The sequence below is a fragment of the Kribbella sp. NPDC058693 genome, assembly GCF_042715335.1.
GTDB lineage: Bacteria > Actinomycetota > Actinomycetes > Propionibacteriales > Kribbellaceae > Kribbella > Kribbella jiaozuonensis.
Genome location: NZ_JBHXSQ010000003.1, coordinates 1472593 through 1491903, shown reverse-complemented (window position 1 = coordinate 1491903; position 19311 = coordinate 1472593). Strand labels below are relative to the sequence as shown.

At 68.5% G+C, this 19311-nt stretch carries 16 protein-coding genes; 11 read left to right on the top strand and 5 right to left on the bottom strand.

All coding sequences use genetic code 11. The features are described from left to right. Positions 1–8: 8 nt before the first annotated feature. The gene (locus ACFWUU_RS25385; RefSeq protein WP_369759046.1) at positions 9–83 is read left to right on the top strand and encodes a 50S ribosomal protein bL37; all 75 of its coding nucleotides are present in this window, start codon (positions 9–11) and stop codon (positions 81–83) included. Positions 84–372: 289 nt separating this feature from the next. Then, positions 373–2850: an ATP-binding protein gene (locus ACFWUU_RS25380; RefSeq protein ID WP_380178798.1), complete on the top strand. Its 2478-nt coding sequence runs from the start codon at positions 373–375 to the stop codon at positions 2848–2850. 5 nt (positions 2851–2855) lie between these two features. Here the strand turns inward: ACFWUU_RS25380 and rsrA are convergent, their stop codons facing one another. From rsrA to ACFWUU_RS25360, 4 genes are all read right to left on the bottom strand, one after another. After that, the gene (gene rsrA, locus ACFWUU_RS25375) at positions 2856–3134 is read right to left on the bottom strand and encodes a mycothiol system anti-sigma-R factor (RefSeq protein WP_130439634.1); all 279 of its coding nucleotides are present in this window, start codon (positions 3132–3134) and stop codon (positions 2856–2858) included. Further along, entirely contained in the window at positions 3131–3814 is a 684-nt protein-coding gene (locus tag ACFWUU_RS25370) for a sigma-70 family RNA polymerase sigma factor (RefSeq protein WP_380178796.1), read from the bottom strand. The genes rsrA and ACFWUU_RS25370 overlap by 4 nt, the downstream gene beginning before the upstream one ends. Before the next feature lie 127 nt (positions 3815–3941). Then, positions 3942–4583 carry an alpha/beta family hydrolase gene (locus tag ACFWUU_RS25365; protein WP_380178794.1) on the bottom strand — a complete coding sequence of 214 codons (642 nt, stop codon included), beginning with the start codon at positions 4581–4583 and terminating at the stop codon, positions 3942–3944. 36 nt (positions 4584–4619) lie between these two features. Continuing rightward, entirely contained in the window at positions 4620–5420 is an 801-nt protein-coding gene (locus ACFWUU_RS25360; protein WP_380178792.1) for an SOS response-associated peptidase, read from the bottom strand. A gap of 79 nt (positions 5421–5499) precedes the next feature. Here ACFWUU_RS25360 and ACFWUU_RS25355 point away from each other — a divergent pair, with 79 nt between their 5' ends. The 3 genes from ACFWUU_RS25355 to ACFWUU_RS25345 all read left to right on the top strand — a co-directional run bounded on the left by ACFWUU_RS25355 (position 5500) and on the right by ACFWUU_RS25345 (position 8282). Continuing rightward, on the top strand, positions 5500–5952 hold the full coding sequence (locus ACFWUU_RS25355) for a MarR family winged helix-turn-helix transcriptional regulator (protein WP_233715070.1): 453 nt from the start codon (positions 5500–5502) through the stop codon (positions 5950–5952). A 4-nt stretch (positions 5953–5956) separates the two neighbouring features. Then, positions 5957–6436 carry a universal stress protein gene (locus tag ACFWUU_RS25350; RefSeq protein ID WP_130439642.1) on the top strand — a complete coding sequence of 160 codons (480 nt, stop codon included), beginning with the start codon at positions 5957–5959 and terminating at the stop codon, positions 6434–6436. A gap of 91 nt (positions 6437–6527) precedes the next feature. Next, positions 6528–8282, top strand: a complete 1755-nt coding sequence (locus ACFWUU_RS25345) for an MFS transporter (RefSeq protein WP_380178790.1) — start codon at positions 6528–6530, stop codon at positions 8280–8282. 439 nt (positions 8283–8721) lie between these two features. Here the strand turns inward: ACFWUU_RS25345 and ACFWUU_RS25340 are convergent, their stop codons facing one another. Beyond that, positions 8722–9546: a hypothetical protein gene (locus tag ACFWUU_RS25340; protein WP_380178788.1), complete on the bottom strand. Its 825-nt coding sequence runs from the start codon at positions 9544–9546 to the stop codon at positions 8722–8724. A gap of 267 nt (positions 9547–9813) precedes the next feature. Here ACFWUU_RS25340 and ACFWUU_RS25335 point away from each other — a divergent pair, with 267 nt between their 5' ends. The 6 genes from ACFWUU_RS25335 to ACFWUU_RS25310 all read left to right on the top strand — a co-directional run bounded on the left by ACFWUU_RS25335 (position 9814) and on the right by ACFWUU_RS25310 (position 19204). After that, entirely contained in the window at positions 9814–12099 is a 2286-nt protein-coding gene (locus tag ACFWUU_RS25335; RefSeq protein ID WP_380178786.1) for a sigma-70 family RNA polymerase sigma factor, read from the top strand. A 265-nt stretch (positions 12100–12364) separates the two neighbouring features. Continuing rightward, a complete protein-coding gene (gene aspS, locus ACFWUU_RS25330; RefSeq protein WP_380178784.1) occupies positions 12365–13651 on the top strand; it encodes an aspartate--tRNA(Asn) ligase in 1287 nt (428 codons plus the stop codon). Further along, positions 13651–14499 (top strand): phosphotransferase family protein, encoded by an 849-nt coding sequence (locus ACFWUU_RS25325; RefSeq protein ID WP_380178782.1) that lies wholly within the window; start codon positions 13651–13653, stop codon positions 14497–14499. The genes aspS and ACFWUU_RS25325 overlap by 1 nt, the downstream gene beginning before the upstream one ends. Before the next feature lie 7 nt (positions 14500–14506). Next, a complete protein-coding gene (locus ACFWUU_RS25320; RefSeq protein ID WP_380178780.1) occupies positions 14507–15730 on the top strand; it encodes an ArgE/DapE family deacylase in 1224 nt (407 codons plus the stop codon). Positions 15731–15736: 6 nt separating this feature from the next. Next, positions 15737–18298 carry an ATP-binding protein gene (locus ACFWUU_RS25315; protein ID WP_380178778.1) on the top strand — a complete coding sequence of 854 codons (2562 nt, stop codon included), beginning with the start codon at positions 15737–15739 and terminating at the stop codon, positions 18296–18298. A 126-nt stretch (positions 18299–18424) separates the two neighbouring features. Beyond that, entirely contained in the window at positions 18425–19204 is a 780-nt protein-coding gene (locus ACFWUU_RS25310) for an alpha/beta fold hydrolase (RefSeq protein ID WP_137258071.1), read from the top strand. Positions 19205–19311 lie beyond the last annotated feature (107 nt).

Genomic DNA, 19311 nt, shown 5'->3' with positions numbered 1-19311 from the left:
GCTTTGGAATGGGTAAGACCGGCCGCAAGCGTCGCGCACGCAAGAAGAAGGGCGCGAACCACGGCAAGCGCCCCAACGCCTGAACTCAGGCGGCTACAGACAGCGAGGACCTCGGAGAAATCCGGGGTCTTTGCGATTTGGTCACAGCTTTACAGCAGACCACTTTTATAAGAGGTCTCGTATTCGGAGAGTCTCCACCCGCATACTGAATGCGATCTTTCAAACGATCGTTGGGTATTTGGCCTCCCCCGACCGGCCGCGGTCGGAACCGCTGTGGATAACGGCGACCGGCCGTCGGCGGATCCGCTTAGAGTTGGCTCCGGAGGTTTCCGGTACTGACCGTATCCCCCGCGGATCCGAGGAGTGAGGGAGGTGGCTGCGCTGTCCATGCCGGCGATGCCGACGCTGAGCGAACTGCTGCGCACCTTCCGCACCCGGGCCGGCCTGACCCAGGCCGCCCTTGCGGAGCGGGCAGGCCTGAGCGAACAGGCCATCAGCGTCCTTGAGCGCGGCACCCGCAGCCGCCCGCGCATCGACACCATCCGCGGACTCAGCAAAGCGCTTGACCTCACACCGGCCGAAGCAGACCAGTTCCTAGCCGTTGCCCGCGGCAAGGGCGGTGCTCCCCGGACGCCGGCCACCGCCGACCCGGCGGCCGAAGTCGTTCCGACGCCATGGCAACTACCCCCGGCGGCTCCGGACTTCACCGGCCGGGCAGCCCAGATCGACGCGATCCTGTCGGTGCTCCGCAGCCCGGAAGGGGCCGGCGGCCCGGCAGTGGGAATCGTCACCGTCACCGGTATGGGTGGAATCGGTAAGACCACCCTGGCAGTGCAAGCCGCGCACAAGTTGGCCGACAGTTACCCCGACGGAAATCTCTATCTCAATCTGCGCGGCTACGGCCCAGGCGCGTCGATGACAACAGCCGATGCGCAGCGGCAACTGTTGCGTTCGGTCGGACTGGCTGTGCATTCGATTCCCGACGATGTCGACGAAGCCGCCGCACTGCTGCGTTCCCAGCTCGCCGGCCGACGGGTCCTCCTGCTGCTCGACAACGCCACGGACGTCGCACAGATCCTCCCGCTGCTTCCCGGCAGCGCGGGCGCGGCGGCGATCATCACCAGCCGCGGCTCATTGGTGAACCTGCCGGGTGCACGGCAGATCCGTCTCGACGCGTTGTCGGAATCGGAGGCCGTGGAGCTCATCAGCGGCGTCATCGGCCAGGACCGTGTCGCCGCCGAGCCGGAGGCGACCGAGACTCTCGCCAAGTACTCAGGTCGACTGCCGTTGGCGATCCGGCTGATAGGTGGCCGGCTGGCGACGCGGCCGACCTGGCCGATCCGGCATTTCGTCGACCTGCTCGAGGACGAGGAAAGCCGGCTCGACAGTCTCGGCTCGGACGAGTCCGGCGTGCGCGCCAGCATCGCCAGCTCTGTGCATTTCCTCGAGACCAGCGACCGCGACCTGGACCGTGAGGCCGCACAAGCCCTTCCGTTGTTGAGCATTCCGGACGGCACCGACCTGTTGACCGCGGTCGCCGCCAGGCTGCTCGCCCTCCCGGAACGCCGTACTGGCGCCATTCTCGAGCGTCTCGTCGACCTCAGTCTGCTCGAGTCGGTCGCACCCGAGCGCTACCGGTTCCACGATCTCATCCGGGCCTACGCCCGCGAGCTCGCCGAGCAGACGCTGACCTCCGCCGAGCGCGACGAAGCCCTCGCCAGGATCCTTCGGTTCTACATCGCGGTCGCGTGGGCCTGCCATGCATTCACACATCAGGGCAGCCCTCGGTTGCCGTTGGCCACGATTCACGACGGCAACATTCCGGTGTTCCGCAACGGCGAAGAGTCGCTGCGCTGGCTGGACGACGAGCAGCGCAACCTGATGGATCGGTTCAGACAGGCGACGCAAACGTCGTTGTCCGGATCTGCGCTCATTCCCGAAGTTGCGTTGGCGATGTTCGGTTACCACGAAGCCCGGCGCCGATGGAACGAGATGGGCGAGCTCGGTGAGGGCGCGCTCGCTGCCGCCCGGCAGCACCAACCCGACGCGGCTACCGCGTGGCTCCAGCACGACAGCGCCATCCCTGAAGTGGAGAACGGCGACGCCGCGACGGCGGTCGACAAGATCACCACGGCGCTGGCGATGTTCCGCGAGATCGGCGATTCCGTTGGCGAGGCCCGATGCTGCTCCTCGCTCGCCTACCTGCTCGGCCTGCTCGGCCGCCTCGACGAAGCGTTGGAGTACGGCGAGGAGGCCCTGCGGCTCAGTCGATTGATCAAGGACGCCACGCTCGAGGGGGTGTCCCTCACGGCCGTCGGCGGACTCTACGACCGCAGTGGCGACTACGGCCGCGCGGATCAGGCGTTCGCCGACGCCATCGCGCTGGCCGAACAGACCGGCGACACCCGGTCGGCCTCAAAGCGATACATCAACGCAGCGCTCTCTCATCTGCGGGTAGGCCGGTTCGACGACGCCGCACTGACCGTCACCGAGAGCCTGCGCATCTCTGGTCAGCTCGGTGACCCGATCGCCCAGTCAGAGGCACACCATCTGCTGGCACTCGCCACTGCATCCCTGGGCGACTACAAGCAGGCACGCATTCATGTCGGGGCCGGACTGCAATTGGCACGACACCGCCGAGACCGAATTCGCGAAGGCCGTCTGTACCTGGAACTCGCCAGAATTGATGCCGCCAGTGGCAAGCGGCGGGAGGCAATCGACGATCTGCACCAAGCCATTGCGATTCTGAACGCAACTTCAGCGGTTCAGGCCGCCGATGCCCGAGACCTTCTGGCGGAGCTGGAAGCCGATGGCCCGTACACCTACACCTTCACAGCCCATTCCCTCTGACAAGGTCAATCCGTGGTGGTGATGGTGGTTTCTACCTGGATTTGGGTTAGGCGGAGGAGGATTTTTTGGCGGAGGGCGTCGGGGGCGTGGTCGGAGCCGCAGGAGCGGTGGACCAGTTTCTTGACGCAGCGTTCCAGGTCGTATTCGTCCAGGCAGGGGGCGCACTCTTCGAGGTGCTGCCGGATCTCGTCGGAACTGGCGTCCTCGAGTTCGTTGTCGATGAAGACGTAGACCCGCTGCAGGATCTCTCCGCAGTCGACGTCGTGGTGCTCGCCGCAGCTCACGACTCCTCCTTCTCCGCATCTCCGCCGGTGCTGGACACCGACGCGGTCGCGTCGGTGCTGACGTCCGGGGCGGAAGCGTCCGTACTCTCGTCGTCCGCCGGGATCAGGCCGCGATCCCGCGCGTAATCGCCCAGCAGATCACGCAGCTGGCGCCGGCCGCGGTGCAACCGCGACATGACGGTGCCGACCGGCGTGCCCATGATCTCGGCGATTTCCTTGTAGGCAAAGCCCTCGACATCGGCCAGGTAGACAGCGAGCCGGAAGTCCTCCGGGATCGACTGCAGGGCCGACTTGATGTCGGAATCGGGCAGGTGCTCGAGCGCGACCGCCTCGGCCGACTTCAGCCCACCGGGAGTGTGCGACTCGGCAGCGGTGAGCTGCCAGTCCTCGATCTCCTCGGTCGGCGACTGCGTCGGCTGACGCTGCCGCTTCCGGTAACCGTTGATGAAGGTATTGGTCAGGATCCGGTACAGCCACGCCTTGAGGTTGGTCCCCGGCGTGAACTGGTGGAACGAGCTGTACGCCTTCGCGAAGGTGTCCTGAACCAGGTCCTCGGCGTCCGACGGATTACGGGTCATCCGCATCGCCGCGGCGTACATCTGGTCCAGGAACGGCAGCGCTTCGCGTTCGAACCGCGCGGTGCGCTGCTCGGGTGTCTCGGTCGTGGTGGGAGTCGGCATCGTGATCGAGAATACCGGTGTCTTCCCGGTACTCCGCTCCGGAGCCACTCTCGTCGCCATCATGTTCGTCACAACACGCCCGGTCGCGGGGCCATTCCCGTACTGCGGACGCCGTCAGCGCCGACCGTTATCCGGACACCTCGCGGGTGACCCACTCGAACACGGCCTCGACCAGCAGGTCGTACGTCTCCTGCTGATCCAGCTCGGCCCGCTTCGGAACCTTGAACGAATGATCCGCGTCCGGCACGACCGCCATCTCGGTCATCGGCGGGAACTCCTCCGGCGTACCGAACGGATCCCGCTCCCCCTGCACGACCAGCGTCGGCAACCCGGCCTGCTCCAGCTCGTCGACCCGCGACTTCTCCGGCTTCCCCGGCGCGTGCAGCGGGAACGACATCGCGAGTACGCCGGAAGCCCCCAGGCTGCTCGCAGTCCGGCAGGCCACCCGGGCGCCGGCGCTGCGGCCGCCGATCACCAGCGGCGTACGCACCCGCAGCTGTCCGATGATCGCGATCCAGGCCTCGTCGAGCACCTTCGGCGCGGGCGCGAGTTTGCGGCCGGCGCGACGCCAGGGCTGCTCGATCAGGAACACGTTCATGTCCTGCTTCGGCAGCCGGCCGGCCAGCGCGGCCAGGTCACCCGACTCGATCCCGGCCCCGGCACCATGACCGAGGGCCAACGTCGCCACCGGCCGGCGGGCGCGGTACGCGACGATCCGGGCGTCCCCGTGCGGCGTCCCCACAATGCGTTCGTCGGTCACCCGCCCCATCCTGTCATCAGCGACAGGATTCGGTGGACAGGAAACTCAGAAGAGCGTCGTCTCCTCAGGAGTCGGCGGTTTGTCGATCGGATCCACCCCGTCCGGCGGCAAGGGATCGAGCAGGTGCGGGCCGTTGTTCTTGACCGAGCTGACCGCTTTCGAGACGGCGTACGCCTCGAGTCGACCGGGCGCCGCCGGGACCAGCAGGTCGAGCAGATCGTCGGGATCGGACGACAGCGGGTCGAGCCACGCGTCGTACCGCTCGCGCTCGACCAGGAGCGGCATCCGGTCGTGGATCCGGCCGAGGTCGTCGGTCGCGGAGGTCGTCAGGACGGTGCAGGTCCACAGCCAGGCGTCGTCGGAGTCCGGGTCCTCGACGGATTTGTCGCGCCAGATCTCGTACAGCCCGGCCATCGAGAGGATGCTGCCGTCCGGCGGATGGATGAAGTACGGCTGCTTGACCGGCTTGCCGTTGACCTTCTCCTCGGCCGTGTACCACTCGTAGTATCCGTCGGCCGGCAGGATGCAGCGCCGGGTCTGGAACGCCTTCTTGAAGGCCGGCTTCTCCGCGACGGTCTCCATCCGGGCGTTGATCAGCCGGTTCCCGATCGAGGTGTCCTTGGCCCAGGACGGCACCAGTCCCCACTTGACGGTGGTCAGCTTGCGGATCGTCTCGTCCGGTACCTCGCGGTTCTTCCGCTCGACCACCGCGACCACCTGGTTGGTCGGCGCGACGTTGTAGTTCTCCCCCAGCTCCTCGACGGACTCACGCACGTTGCCCGCCTCGATCTCGAACTCCTCGACGAGATCGGACGGGGCCCGGCCGGACGCGTATCTACCGCACATACCAGCAGCCTAATGACCCCCGCAGACAAAAACCCGCGTTTCATCACCAGATCTATATAGACGTGCCTATACTTGTCGCATGACCACAGGCAACGACGCCGTGGGCGAGGCTCTGTTCGGCCTCGCCGCCGTGGCGATCAGGCGCCGGGACCGCACCCTGAGCCTGACCGCCGTCTCCGTGTTGTCGACGCTGGAGCGCACCGGCCCGCGCCGCCTGACCGATCTGGCCGTCAGCGAGGAGGTCACCCAGCCGTCGATGACGGCGCTGGTGACCCAGTTGACGGACCTCGGTCTCGCCGAGCGTCGCCGCTACCCCGGCGATGCCCGCGTGGTCCTGGTCGCGGTCACCGAGGCCGGCAGCCGGCAGCTCCGTGCGATGCGTACGGCGGGTGCGTCGGCGCTGACCGAGCTGATCGAGAAGCTCGACGACCAGGACACCGAGACGCTCACTGCGGCCCTGCCCGCACTCCTCCGCCTGATGGAGCTCGCCGGCGAAAGTCAGGACAGCCGTACCCCGTTGCCGAAGAGGTGACCAGATGAACTACGACGCCGAAGAACGGCGCATCCAGCTCCGTCAGGAGAAGGCCCCCGGTACGCCGGCCATCGTGGTCGGGATCGACGGGTCCGCCACGAGTTGGGACGCGTTCGCCTGGGCCGCCGGCGAAGCCGTCCGCACCCACGGCCACCTCGTCGCGGTCTACGTGATGCCGTACGCCGAACCGACCGCTATCCTCGCCGCGCCCTACGCGTACGGAGCAGCCGCGAGCAGCCGCCAGGAGCTCGCCGACGAGATCAAGGCCGACGCAGTACGCCGAGCCGGCGAGGCCGGCGTACCGATCAGCTTCGTCAGCGAGTACGGCGATGCCATCGGCACGCTGACCGAGATCGCCCGCACGGTCGACGCCCACCTGATCGTGGTCGGCCGGTCGGCGAAGCGCTGGCACCGCCTGACCGGCTCGCTCGGCCACCGCCTCACCTGCCGCAAGGACGCTCCGGTCGTCGTTGTCGTCCCCTGATCGCAGCCCGACGGGCCCCACCGGAGGATCGCCTCCGGGTACGAGATATACTTAGCATTGCTAAGCAATCACCTCTGTGGGGAAGTGACCCGTGGTTTCAGGCGACAAGTCCGTACGCCGCTTCGCGGTCGAAGGTGACCATCCGCACTACAAATGGGTGGCGCTGTCCAACACGACGCTCGGCGTCCTGATGGCGACAGTGAACTCGTCGATCGTGATCATCTCGCTGCCGGACATCTTTCGCGGTATCAAGCTCGACCCGCTCCAGCCGGGCAACGTCAGCTACCTGCTCTGGATGCTGATGGGTTTCCTGGTCGTCACCGCCGTCCTCGTCGTGACGCTGGGCCGGCTCGGTGACATCTACGGCCGGGTGAAGATCTACAACCTCGGGTTCGCCGTGTTCACGGTGGGCTCGGTGGCGCTGGTGTTCGATCCACTGACGCAGAGCGGCGGCGCGCTCTGGCTGATCCTGTGGCGAGTCGTCCAAGGAGTCGGCGCCGCGATGCTGTTCGCGAACTCGGCGGCGATCCTGACCGACGCGTTCCCGGCCGATCGCCGCGGCTTCGCGCTCGGCATCAACCAGGTGGCCGCGATCGGCGGCTCGTTCATCGGGCTGATCGTCGGCGGCGTGCTCGCGCCGGTCGACTGGCGGCTCGTCTTCTTCGTGTCGGTACCGTTCGGGCTGCTCGGCACGGTCTGGTCGTACCGGAGTTTGCGCGAGACGAGCACGAGGTCCGCGGCCCGGATCGACTGGTGGGGCAACGCGCTGTTCGGGGTCGGGCTGACGGCGCTGCTGATCGCGATCACGTACGGGATCCAGCCGTACGGCGGGCACACGATGGGCTGGACCAATCCGTGGGTGCTGTCAGGCCTGATCGGCGGCGTCGTACTGCTGGTCGTGTTCGGCGTGGTCGAGTCGCGCATCACGGACCCGATGTTCGACATGTCGCTGTTCCGGATCCAGGCGTTCTCCGCCGGGAACCTCGCCGGCCTGCTGTCGTCGATCAGCCGCGGCGGCCTGCAGTTCATGCTGATCATCTGGCTGCAGGGCATCTGGCTGCCGTTGCACGGCTACAGCTTCTCGAGTACGCCGTTGTGGGCCGGCATCTATCTGTTGCCGCTGACTGTGGCGTTCCTGGTCGCGGGGCCGCTGTCCGGCTACTTCTCCGATCGCCTCGGGGCTCGTAGCCTCGCGACCGGTGGACTCCTGTTGGTCACGTTGAGCTTCGCCGGCTTCATGGTCCTGCCGACGGACTTCAGCTATTGGGCGTTCGCTGGCCTGCTGGTCCTGAACGGTGTTGGCTCCGGTTTGTTCTCGGCGCCGAACACGAGCGCGATCATGAGCAGCGTCCCGGCCAACCGCCGGGGTGCGGCGGCGGGTATGAGCGGAACGTTCCTCAACTCGGGTACGTCCCTGTCGATCGGCGTCTTCTTCACGATGATGATCGCCGGGCTGGCGCAGACGCTCCCCCAGGTCCTGACCGACGGCCTACGAGCCCACGGCGTGCCTCAAGCCGTTGCCGCCGGCATCGGCAACCAACCACCCGTAGGCAGTCTGTTCGCCGCGTTCCTCGGCTACAACCCGATCGGCACGGCCCTGAACGCCGTCCCCCAATCAGCCATCAAGGGCGCCGACCTGGGCACGCTGACGAGCAAACAGTTCTTCCCGCAGCTGATCTCAGGCCCGTTCCACCATGGTCTGGTCATCGTGTTCGCGGTCGCCATCGGCATGTCGTTGGTAGGCGCGGCCGCCTCGGTCTTCCGCGGCCCCCGCTACATCCACACCGAACCAGACACCATCCCAACACCCGCCAATGCGGTGCCCGAGGGTCAACGCTCGGCGTAACCCCACACCACTCGACGGGCCGCTCCACACACGGGGCAGCCCGCCGAGTGGTCGCCCAGGGCAACGAGCTGGCGGGAGTGGACCCAGCAGCCCGCAGACCAGTCCGCGCAACAGAGCACGCCCACCTGGTAGTCACCTGCGAGCGACAGCGAGCAGACCGCCGGCGGCAGCCGGCAGGTCCGGCGATAGCCGGCAGGTCCGGCGATAGCCGGAAAGGATGCACGGCGATGAGCCGGGGGTGGGTGGGAGCGTGTGGAGCAGTCGCGCCGAGGAGCGCAGCGACGAGAGGCGGCTGCGTAGCACGCGGGGGCTGCCGCAGTACGCCGAGAGCGGCATTAGTACGTGCATGAGCGACGGTGGATCGCCCACCCCGTGTTAGGCGATCCACCGTCGGACTGATGCGCCCGGTCGCCCCCCTGTTGGCGCCCGGACGCAGGTCTCACGGTCTGGCGAGCTCGTCGAGCAACCTCCCGGCCATCTCGTCGGTGCCGGGCAGACCTTCGATCCAGATCCGGGCGAGCTGGGGTACGTCGGTGTCCAGCCGCCACTGCGTGATCAGGGCTCGTACCGTCGCGACCTGCTCCGGCAGGTTCGGCTCGCGGCCGACGAGCGCCGCCGCGCGGCGTGAGCCGACGCGACCCAGTACGTCACCGCCGCAGAAGACGATCCGCAGGCATTCCGCGACGTCGACGAGGCGGAGCTCGCGGTCGAACGGCGACGTACCCGCGGGATTGAGCGGTTCGACAACCACCAGTGCATGGGTTTGCGGTACGGAAGTTCCACGGAACTCCGCCTCTCGGTAGAGCTCTCCCAGCCGGGACCGCAGATGCGCCAGGCTGGACAGCCCGGTCAGCGGGTCCTCGCAGGACAGCGAGTGCAGGTAGACGAGGGATGCCTCGGCCCAGCTGGAACTGAGTGCGCGTACCGCTTCGAAGGCCGGCTCGCCCCCGGCGATCGAGCGGTACAACGCACTCAGCCCATCAAGTGCCTCCACCAGCGAGACTCCGTCGGTCGCCAGTTGGCGACCGACCTCGTCGGATGCAGGCACGACATCGGCACCGTCCTGTAGCGCCTCGGCGATCGCGAGATAGGCGCTGTGGTCGGTACCAGCTGTGCCGTGCGGATCCCTCCCACCGCACGGTTGCTCCCCCGAGCTTGTGATGGACGACGCTTCCGGCCGGGTCCGGGCGGGCGACCCCGCCAGGTTCAGGGACTTGGCCGGACGCAGGTCGAACCGTCTGCGGAGATCCGCGAACAGCGACATGGCCCTCCTCGAAACAGCCCCGTCAGTCTCCCGACCGGTCGGCCGGAAGCGTCGTACGCCGAAGAGACAGACCGTGACGCGGTTCATGACGCGGATTCCCAGAAGTTTTTTCGCGTAACTTCTGTGCTGGCGATCTCGTCAGAGAAGGAGCACCATTCCGCGTCAGGAAGGGTGCGCGAATCCGTCTCACGTGGGAGCCTTGTCTCCGGCAACTAAGTGACGGACCGTCACGTTGCTGCACTGACAGTCAGACCCACGGGGAGATCGATGGACACGCCGCCAGGGCAGCCGGATGTTGCCGGCGACGCCGAACTGATCGCGCGCGTCCGCAACGGTGACCTCGAGGCGTACGGCGAGCTCTACGCGCGGCACCACCACGCCGCCGAGCGGATGGCACGCCAGCTCGTGCCGGCCAACGACGCCGACGACCTGGCCAGTGACGCGTTCGCCAAGGTGCTGGACGCGCTCCGGGCCGGCGGCGGCCCGGACATCTCCTTCCGCGCCTACCTGCTGACGACGGTACGGCGGGTGCACGTCGACCGCATCCGCTCCGGCAAGAAGGTGCAGTCCACCGACGACATCGCGTCGTACGAGCGGGAGCCGGAGACGTTCGACGACCCGACCGTCACCGGCTTCGAGAGCGGTGCGGCGGCGAAGGCGTTCGCCAGCCTGCCCGAGCGCTGGCAGGCCGTGCTCTGGCACACCGAGGTCGAGGGCGAGAAGCCGGCCGCGATCGCTCCCCTGCTCGGCCTGACCGCGAACGGCGTGTCCGCGCTGGCCTACCGGGCCCGCGAGGGTCTGCGCCAGGCGTACCTGCAGCAGCACCTCGCCGATGTCGCCGGCGACCGTTGCCGTTGGACGACCGAGCGGCTCGGCGCCTACGTCCGCGGCGGTCTGACCAAGCGCGAGAACCGGAACGTCCGCGAGCACCTGGACGACTGCGCGAAGTGCACCGCGGTGTACCTCGAGCTCGTCGAGGTCAACAGCGCTCTGCCGGCGCTGCTCGCCCCAGCCCTGCTGGGCACCGCGGGCCTCGGCTACCTGGCCGCCGCGTCCGGCGCGAAGGTCGGACTGGTCGGCTTCGTCGTCACGGGTTGGAAGAAGGCCACCGAGAACAGCACGCGTACTGCGGTAGGCGCCGGCGCGGTCGTGGTCGTCGCGATCGCCGCCGTACTCGCGGCCATGGCGCTGACCGGCAACGACAAGCCACAGGCAGCGATCGAGAAGCCGCCGACCCAGCAGCCGACCCAGCCGCCCGGCCAGAAGCCGACGGTCCCGCCGGTCGTGCCGCCCTCGGTGAAACCGCCGTCGACCCAGCCATCGGCGTCCAACCCGACGACGGCACCGACCACTGCACCCACGACCGCGCCGACCACAGCTCCGACGCAGCCGAGTGCCACGCCGACCCCGACCGCGACCACTCCGGTCCCGACGACGCCCACTCCGACACCAACGACGCCGACTCCGACCACCCCGGTGCTGGACGAGGCCCTGGTGACGATCAGCATGCCGAGCGGCGGCGGTAGCCCGGCCAACCGGGAGACAACCGCAAGCGCCGCCAGCGGGATCCGGTTCGTGATCACGATCAAGACTCCGGCCGCCAACGCGAACCCGGTGGTGATCGGGCTCAAGTACGGCGCCGAGCTGGACTGGCCGCTGACCGGTAACCCGCCAGGCTGGACCTGCAACGCATCAGCCGGCACGTGTACGGCGAGCAACCCGGCCGCACCGTCGGCCCTGCCGGTGACCTTCACCGGCCCGACCGGCGGCACGGCCGCGGATCGCACGTTCACCGTCTCGGCCAAGACCGGCCGGCTGTACGACGACGACTCGGCGACCGTGGCAGCCCAGCCGAGCACCGACGAGAACCTGCTGAAGATCCTCGACGGCAAGGCCGACCCGGACGTCCACCACCGGATCATCACCGTTGCCCCGCGCACCGACCGGTCCAAGGTGACGCTCAAGCTCAGCTACGGCTCCGAGCTCGAGTGGCCGATCGCCGCGAACCCGGCCGGCTGGAAGTGCTCGTCGTCCACCAAGACATGTACGGCGAGCAACCCCGACCGTCCCGCCTCGCTGCCGGCGAACTTCGACGTACCGGATGACTCGTCGAACGCGGCCCGGACGTTCACGGTGGCCGCGACGGCCGACCTGGTCAGCGACACCGATTCCGAAGTGCTGCCGGCCGTCCAGCAGGACGAGTCGCTGCTGCAGATCCTCACGCCGACGCCGCAGACCGACCCGAACCCGTTCGTCTACAACCGGTTCCTGCAGGTCAACGGCGCCAGCGGGCGGAAGGTGACCCTGGACATCTCCTGGGGCCGCAACCTGGTCTTCCTGCCGCCGTGGGCCAAGGGCTGGACCTGCGACCGGACCAGTGACATCCGGCGGGCGACCTGCTGGACGAACAACTACACCAAGCCACTCAACTCGGAGTGGAACGCGTGGCTGCCCGGCACCGGGTCGAACAACGCGCTCACCGTCCACGCCCGGGTCGGCGGTCGCGAGGACACCGACAGCGTCCAGATCCCGCCGACGTCCAGCCGGCGGTGAGCGGTGCCGGTTTCACAATGGGGTTGCCGGGTCCCCTATCCTGGAACTGTTCGCGCTGACGGAACCGAGTAGCGCCGTACACCACGTTCGAGAGAGTCGCCGGTAGCTGTGAAGGCGATACGTGGAGCGGTGGCGAAGACACTCCCGAGCGACTGCTGTGCAAGAGGCCGGGCCCGTCGGGTCCGGTGAAGGTGTGGTGGCACCGCGAGATTCCCCTTCGCCCACACCTCCGGGGTTCGAGAACAGACCTGGAGGTGAAACAGCAATGCGCATTCTCAGTCATGAGATCCCCTCAGCAGTAGGCCAGACCGTCACGGTGGCCGGCTGGGTGCACCGAAGACGACGGCTCGCCGCCGTCAGTTTCCTGATCCTGCGCGACCGGTCCGGCCTGGCCCAGATCGTCGTGAAGGGCTCACAGGCCCAATTGCTGGACGAGCTGGGTGAGGAGACTGTCGTTCAGGTGACCGGTACGGTCGCCGCCAACCCGCAGGCTCCCGGCGGCGCGGAGATCGTCGACCCGGTGATCGAGCCGTTGACCGAACCGGCTGCCACGCCGCCGATCGAGCTGTGGCGTCCGACCGTCGGCGCGGGGCTTCCCGTCGTACTGGACAACGCACCGGTCGCTCTCCGGCACCCGGTGGTCCGGGCCGGTTGGGAGATCGCCGCGGCTGCCATGCACGGGTTCCGCGAGGCCTTGAGCAGTCAGGACTTCACGGAGATCCAGACGCCGAAGATCGTCGGTACGGCGACGGAGTCCGGGGCGAACGTCTTCGCGTTGGACTACTTCGGCGGACCGGCGTACCTGGCGCAGTCGCCGCAGTTCTACAAGCAGCAGATGGTCGGGGTGTTCGAGCGGGTCTTCGAGGTCGGTCCGGTGTTCCGGGCCGAGCCGCACGACACGGTCCGGCACCTGGCGGAGTACGTGTCGCTGGACGCGGAGTTCGGCTTCATCACCGACCACCGCGACGTGCTGGTGATGCTGCGCTCGGCGGTTGCCGGAATGCTCGCTGCGGTAGGCGAACGGGCCGGCGGCGCGTTGGAGCGGCTCCAGGTCGAGCTGCCGGAGATCCCGGTCGAGGTACCGGTTCTGCACTTCAGCGAGGCGTTGAAGATCGCCGGTGCGGACCCGGACGAGCCGGACCTGGCGCCGGCCGACGAGCGCGCGATCGGCGAGTGGGCGCGGCGGGAGCACGGCAGCGAGTTCGTCGCGGTCGAGGGCTACCCGATGGTGAAGCGGCCGTTCTACACACATCCGCAGCCGTCGGACCCGCGGTGGTCGAACTCGTTCGACCTGCTGTTCCGCGGGATGGAGCTGGTCACGGGTGGCCAGCGTCTGCACCGGTACTCCGACTACGTCGCGGCTCTCGAGGCCCGTGGCGAGTCGGCGGAGGCACCGGCGTACAGCTCGTATCTGCAGGCGTTCAAGCACGGGATGCCGCCGCACGGCGGGTTCGCGATCGGGCTCGAGCGGTTCGTCGCGCGGCTGACGGGTGCCGAGAACATCCGCGAGGTCACGCTGTTCCCCCGCGACCTGCACCGCCTCACGCCCTGATGGACACCACCGAGTCGGTTGTCGCCGAGCTGAACGTTGCCCTGGGCACCGATTATCGGCTCGTGCGGCAACTGACCGGTGGGTTCCAGTCGGGTGCGTTCGAGCTCACCGGCGGTGTCGTCCTCAAGTGGACCGACGACCCGGGATGGGCAACACGGGTACGGCGGGCGGATGAGCTGGTCCGCCGCGCCCGTGCGGTCGGTTATCCGACACCTGCCTGGCTGACCGTGGGTACGACGGCCGCTGGGTCGCCGTACCAGCTGCAGGAGTTCGTGTCCGGTACGCCGGTGCGCGACTACTCAGTGGTCGACGAGTCGCTCGCCCGGGAGCTGATCGCTATCTGCGAGTTGCAGCGCGGTCTGGTGCCGGAGCCCGGGATCAGCTGGTCGGCGTGGTCGCGCGGCGTGGTCCTGGAGGGCTGGGACGGCGTGTGGGAACGCGTCAGCAAGTACGGCGGGGACCTGCTCCGGCGCTACGAACTCCTGTGCCGGCCGTACCGGGACGCGGTGCTGCCCGACGACGACTTCGTGCACGGCGATCTGAATCTCGGCAACCTCATCGTCCAGGACGGGCGCGTGACCGGGATCGTCGACATCGAGGCGGCGGGCGCCGGTTCCCGGGCGTACGACCTGATCTCGCTGGCGACCTCGGCGGCGCGGGACGGTGCCGCACCCGGGGTGGATGAGCTGTTCGTCGAGGCAGCTCTGCGGGCCGGCGGACGGGCGACGGTCGCGTTGTGCGCCGGGGCGGCGTACGTGAGCATCGCCGAGTTCGTCCATGACCGCGTCGGGTCGGCCGAGCTGATCGAGTACGGCGCTCGAAGGGTGCTCGACCTGCTCGATGCATGATGTGCGCATGACGAGTGAGGCCGAGCGGGCCGTGCTGGCCGCGATCGACGACGAGCGGATCATCGCGGACCTGCGTGACCTGGTGCAGATTCCCAGTGTCGACGGGACCGCGTCCGAGAGCGTCGTACAGGCGTGGTGTGCTGAGCGGCTGGGCGCGCTCGGGGCGTCTGTTGACCACTGGCGGTTGGATCTCGAGGCGTTGACCTCTGACCCGGAGTTCCCGGGCATGGAGGTCGAGCGGGACGAGGCCTGGGGCTGTGTCGGCTTACTCGGTGGGGACGGGACGCCGGGGCTGATCTTCAACGGGCACGTGGATGTCGTGCCTGGTGACGCGTTCGACGCGCGGATCGAGGACGGCGTGATGTGGGGCCGCGGGACCTGTGACATGAAAGGCGGCGTCGCGGCGATCCTCGGCGCGGTGGCGGCGATTGTTGCCTCCGGCATCCGTTTGCGCAAGCCGCTGGCGGTGCACACGGTGATCGGCGAGGAGGACGGCGGGCTCGGCGCGTTCGCGACCCTGCGCCGCGGTCATCGCGGCGAGGCGTGCCTGATCGCGGAGCCCACCGCCGGGGCCGTGATCCCCGCGAACGCCGGCTCGCTGACGTTCCGGCTGGAGGTCCCTGGACTAGCCACGCACGGCTCGACGCGCAGTCGTGGCGTGAGCGCGATCGAGAAGTTCACCGTAGTCCAGAACGCCCTGCAGGAGCTTGAGGCCAAGCGCAACCAGGACCCGCATCCGCTACTCACCCACCTCGACCTCGCCAACCCGTTGTCCGTCGGCACGATCTCCGCCGGCGACTGGGCGAGCACCGTTCCCGACCACCTGATCGCCCAGGGCAGGTACGGCGTACGCCTCGGCGAACCGCTCGACGAAGCGCGCAAGGTTTTCGAGGACGCCGTCGCCGGAATCGACGACGAATGGCTGCGCGATCACCCGGTCAAGGTGACCTGGCCGGGCGGTGCGTTCGCATCGGGGGTCCTGCCTGACGGTGACCCACTGCTCACCGATACCGTGCAGACCGTGATCGACAGCGGCAGGCCGGCTCCAGAGGTCCGGGGCGCGCCTTATGGCTCGGATCTCCGGCTGTACGCCGCCGCGGGCATCCCGACGCTGCAGTACGGACCTGGCGATGTCCGCTACGCCCACGCCGCCGACGAGCACGTGGTGCTGGCCGACGTACTGCACGCCGCCCGTACCTACGCCCTCCTCGCCGTTCGTCGGTGCGGTTGATCCACGGTGGCGCCGCTGCGGGGACGGTCCCGGGAGCTCGGAGAGCTCCTCGACGCGCTGCGCTCGGCCGGCAACGGTCGCGCATCGCTCGCCGTCGTCACTGGTGAACCGGGGATCGGCAAGTCGGCACTGCTCGCGGCCGCGGTCGAGCAGGCCGAGCGGCAGGGCTTCCTGGTCACCAGTGCGGCTGCGCACCAGAACGACAACATCAGCCCGCTCGCCTCTCTCGCACCCGCTCTGCGCGCTGGACCGGAGCCGCTGATCGCTACCCAGGACTTCCTGGAACTGGCGTCGCTCAACACCCAGCCGCTCTGGCTGGCCGAACGCCTCGCTGACCTCATAGGCCGCCGCCTGGCCGGCACCCGGACGCTGATCGTGCTGGACGACGCCCAGTGGTCCGATCCACTCACTGCCTTCGTACTGCGGGTCGCCATCGCCCGCCTCTCGGCCGCCAACCTGCTATGGCTCCTCGCCAGCCGCCCCGGCGACCTGATCGACCAGCTGATCGATGCGGTCGGCGACCAGATCCCGGTCCATCACCTCTCGCTCGAGCCCCTCACCGCGGACGCGATCCAGGACCTCGCCGCGGACCGGTTGAATCACCCGGTCGACCCCGCTCTCGCCGTCCAGCTCGCCGGTGTGCAGGGCATCCCATTCCTGGCCGAGCAACTGGTCGCCGGCCTATACCTGAGCGACGAGAACGCCGCCGGTCCGCTTCCCACCGGCCTGGTCGAAGGGGTACGCCGTCGTACCAACGGTCTGTCCGAATCGAGTCGTGAGCTCGTGCGGACCGCTGCGGTCTTCGGCAGCGAGTTCCGCCTCGAGGACGTCGCCGTACTGATGGCTGCGCCGGTCGCCCGGCTGGCAGCGCCGTTGGAGGAGGCGATCCAGGCCGGTCTGCTGACCGACGCCGGTTCGGTACTGCGGTTCCGCCACGAGCTGCTGCGGTCTGCCGCGCTGGCCGACGTACCGCCATCTGCTCAGCGGGCGCTGCATGGCGCGATTGCAAACCAGCTCATGTCCGCGGGACGCGGTGCGGCTGCTGCGGCGCCGCATGTGCTCGCGGTCGCGCAGTCCGGTGACATAGCTGCGGTGGAGACGCTGCGCGAGGCTGCGCGTGACCTGCTGGCCACTATGGCGACCACAGCCGCGGAGATCATCCAGGATGCGTTCGAGCTGACGCGCGTGGACGATCCGCTGCGTGCTGAGGTCGGGGTCGAGGTGGTGAGCATCCTGCTCACTGCACGCCAGTACGACCGGGCGAAGGCGTTCGCCGACGACCTGCTCAGCGGTACGGCGCTGTACCTCGGACCGATCACGCCTGAGCTGGTGACGACGGTCCGGCTGCATCTGGCGCCGTACCAGTGGGGGAATCAACGTCTCGACGTGCAGGAGCTCAGCCCCAGCGACCCGCGACTGGCGGCCTACCGTGTGCTGGCTGGAGCAGACGTCCCCGGAACATCGGACGACCCTGTGGCGCAGGCGATCCTGCAGGTGGCTGCGGCCGAGCAGGCCCGCGCTGAGGGCAGGTACGCCGACGCCCGCGACCTGTACGTCGCTGCGCGGCAAGCGGAGACCGGGCTGGGGAGTTTGCCCGACGCTCTGGTCGAGGTCGGTGAGCTGTACTGCCGCGCCGAGGCTGATGAGCTGCCGGCCGCCCTGGAGCGAGTGCGTGAGCTGATGACCGCAGGTGACTCCTGGTCGGCTCCGCAGCTGGCTGTGTTGCGCGCGCGGCTTGAGTACGCGGCCGGCAACCTGCAGGAAGCAGAGAGCGCTGCCACCTCGGGCCTGCGCTGGATGGACCAGTTGCACGACCGGACGCTGGCTCCCGCGGCGGACCAGGTGCTTGCGCTCATCGCACTGGCCCGCGGTCACCTGACCCACGCCAGGAAGCTCGCCGGTAGCGATCCGACCATCACCACCTTGCTGGCGATTGCGGACGGCGATGCGAAGGCCGTCGGTCGGCTGGCCGTCACGCGGCCGGACTTCCCCGACCGGATCAGTTTTCTACTGCAGGCCGATGCCGCCGATGAACTGGCACGGCTCAGTCCGTCCGCAGCAAGCCGCGGGGCACTCGCGGTCGTGGCTGCGGGCAACGATGTCACTGAATTGCTGGAGGCTGTTGAAGTGGTACGTACTGCGAACCGACCCCTGCTGCTCGCCCTGGCCGAGGAACGCCTGGGCCGAGCTGCTCTGGCGGCCGGCGATCGCCAGACCGGTGTCCCGGCGCTGGAGCGGGCGCTGGACAGTCTGACCGCTCTGGGCGCGACCGCGCCGGCCGGGCGGATCCAGGCGGTGCTGCAGGCGGCCGGAGTACGGCGACGACGATGGGCCGCAGTACCGCCGAGAGCGCAGGAGGGGTGGGAGGCGCTCACCCCGATGGAACGCCGGGTCGCACTGCTCGTGGCCGAGGGGCACACCAACCGGTCCGCTGCCGAGGAGCTGGTCCTGTCGGCCAGCACGGTCGGGACGCATCTGCGGGCCGTGTTCGGCAAGCTGGGGGTCAAGTCGCGGGTCCAGCTGACCCGTCTGGTGCTGGAGCGGTTCGGCCCTCCCCCGAACGCATGAGATTCGGGTGCACCGGCGGCGCCGAACACGTGATCCGGCGCTGACAGGTTCACCTGTTCGCTCGATCCGGCAGGTCGGGGTTCAGCGGTTTCCTTTGTGGCAAGCAACCACGAAGGGAACATCGACATGAGACTCCGTCACCTGATCGCAGTCGCCGCAGCGGCGGTCATCACCGTCACCGGCATCACCACCGCGAGCGCTCAGACCGAGCACAAGCCCAAGCCGACCATCGTTCTGCTGCACGGTGCGTTCGCCGATGCGGCGAGCTGGTCCGAGGTGGCCGGCCGGCTCCAGCGGGACGGCTACACCGTCGTCGCCCCCGCAGTACCGCTGCGTGGGATCGCGTCGGACACGACGTACCTGCAGGGCGTGCTGAACACGATCCCCGGCCCGAAGGTGCTCGTCGGGCACTCGTACGGCGGTGCGCTGGTCAGCGAGCTGGCGGGGACGAGTGGCGTGAAGTCGCTGGTGTACGTCGCCGCGTTCATCCCGCAGGCCGGTGAGACGATCGGAGCGCTGAACGCGCAGTACCCGGGCAGTGAGCTCGGGCCGGACACGACGAGCACGATCGCCTACCCGGGCGGTGTGGACCTGCTGGTGAAGCCGGAGGCGTTCCACCAGGTGTTCTCCGCCGACCTGCCCGCGCGACAGGCCGCAGTACTCGGTGCCTCGCAGCGTCCGATCAACGCGGCGGCGTTCGACGAGAAGGTCCTGACGACCGCGCCGGCCGGACTCCCGAAGTACGCCGTGATCCCCACCGCTGACCACGCGATCGCACCGGCCGCGGAGCGCTTCATGGCCCAGCGCGCGCACGCCACGGTCGTGGAGGTGCCGGGCGCATCGCACCTGGTCGCCCTGTCGCACTCGAGCACTGTCGCCCGCGTCATCGAGCAGGCAGCCCGCTGAAACAGCCGTCGGGCCGGGCCCCGGGGAGTAACGGGGCCGCCCGGGGGGGCCGAAAAAGGCCGGGTTGGGTGGGTTTTAAAAAAAAACCAGCCCCCCAACAAAAAACC

Coding starts and splice junctions, on each gene's coding strand:
- ACFWUU_RS25370 (WP_380178796.1), bottom strand. CDS start 3,814: ATGCCGACTCCCACCACGACCGAGACACCCGAGCAGCGCACCGCGCGG.
- ACFWUU_RS25365 (WP_380178794.1), bottom strand. CDS start 4,583: ATGGGGCGGGTGACCGACGAACGCATTGTGGGGACGCCGCACGGGGAC.
- ACFWUU_RS25360 (WP_380178792.1), bottom strand. CDS start 5,420: ATGTGCGGTAGATACGCGTCCGGCCGGGCCCCGTCCGATCTCGTCGAG.
- ACFWUU_RS25355 (WP_233715070.1), top strand. CDS start 5,500: ATGACCACAGGCAACGACGCCGTGGGCGAGGCTCTGTTCGGCCTCGCC.
- ACFWUU_RS25350 (WP_130439642.1), top strand. CDS start 5,957: ATGAACTACGACGCCGAAGAACGGCGCATCCAGCTCCGTCAGGAGAAG.
- ACFWUU_RS25340 (WP_380178788.1), bottom strand. CDS start 9,546: ATGTCGCTGTTCGCGGATCTCCGCAGACGGTTCGACCTGCGTCCGGCC.
- ACFWUU_RS25335 (WP_380178786.1), top strand. CDS start 9,814: ATGGACACGCCGCCAGGGCAGCCGGATGTTGCCGGCGACGCCGAACTG.
- aspS (WP_380178784.1), top strand. CDS start 12,365: ATGCGCATTCTCAGTCATGAGATCCCCTCAGCAGTAGGCCAGACCGTC.
- ACFWUU_RS25325 (WP_380178782.1), top strand. CDS start 13,651: ATGGACACCACCGAGTCGGTTGTCGCCGAGCTGAACGTTGCCCTGGGC.
- ACFWUU_RS25320 (WP_380178780.1), top strand. CDS start 14,507: ATGACGAGTGAGGCCGAGCGGGCCGTGCTGGCCGCGATCGACGACGAG.
- ACFWUU_RS25310 (WP_137258071.1), top strand. CDS start 18,425: ATGAGACTCCGTCACCTGATCGCAGTCGCCGCAGCGGCGGTCATCACC.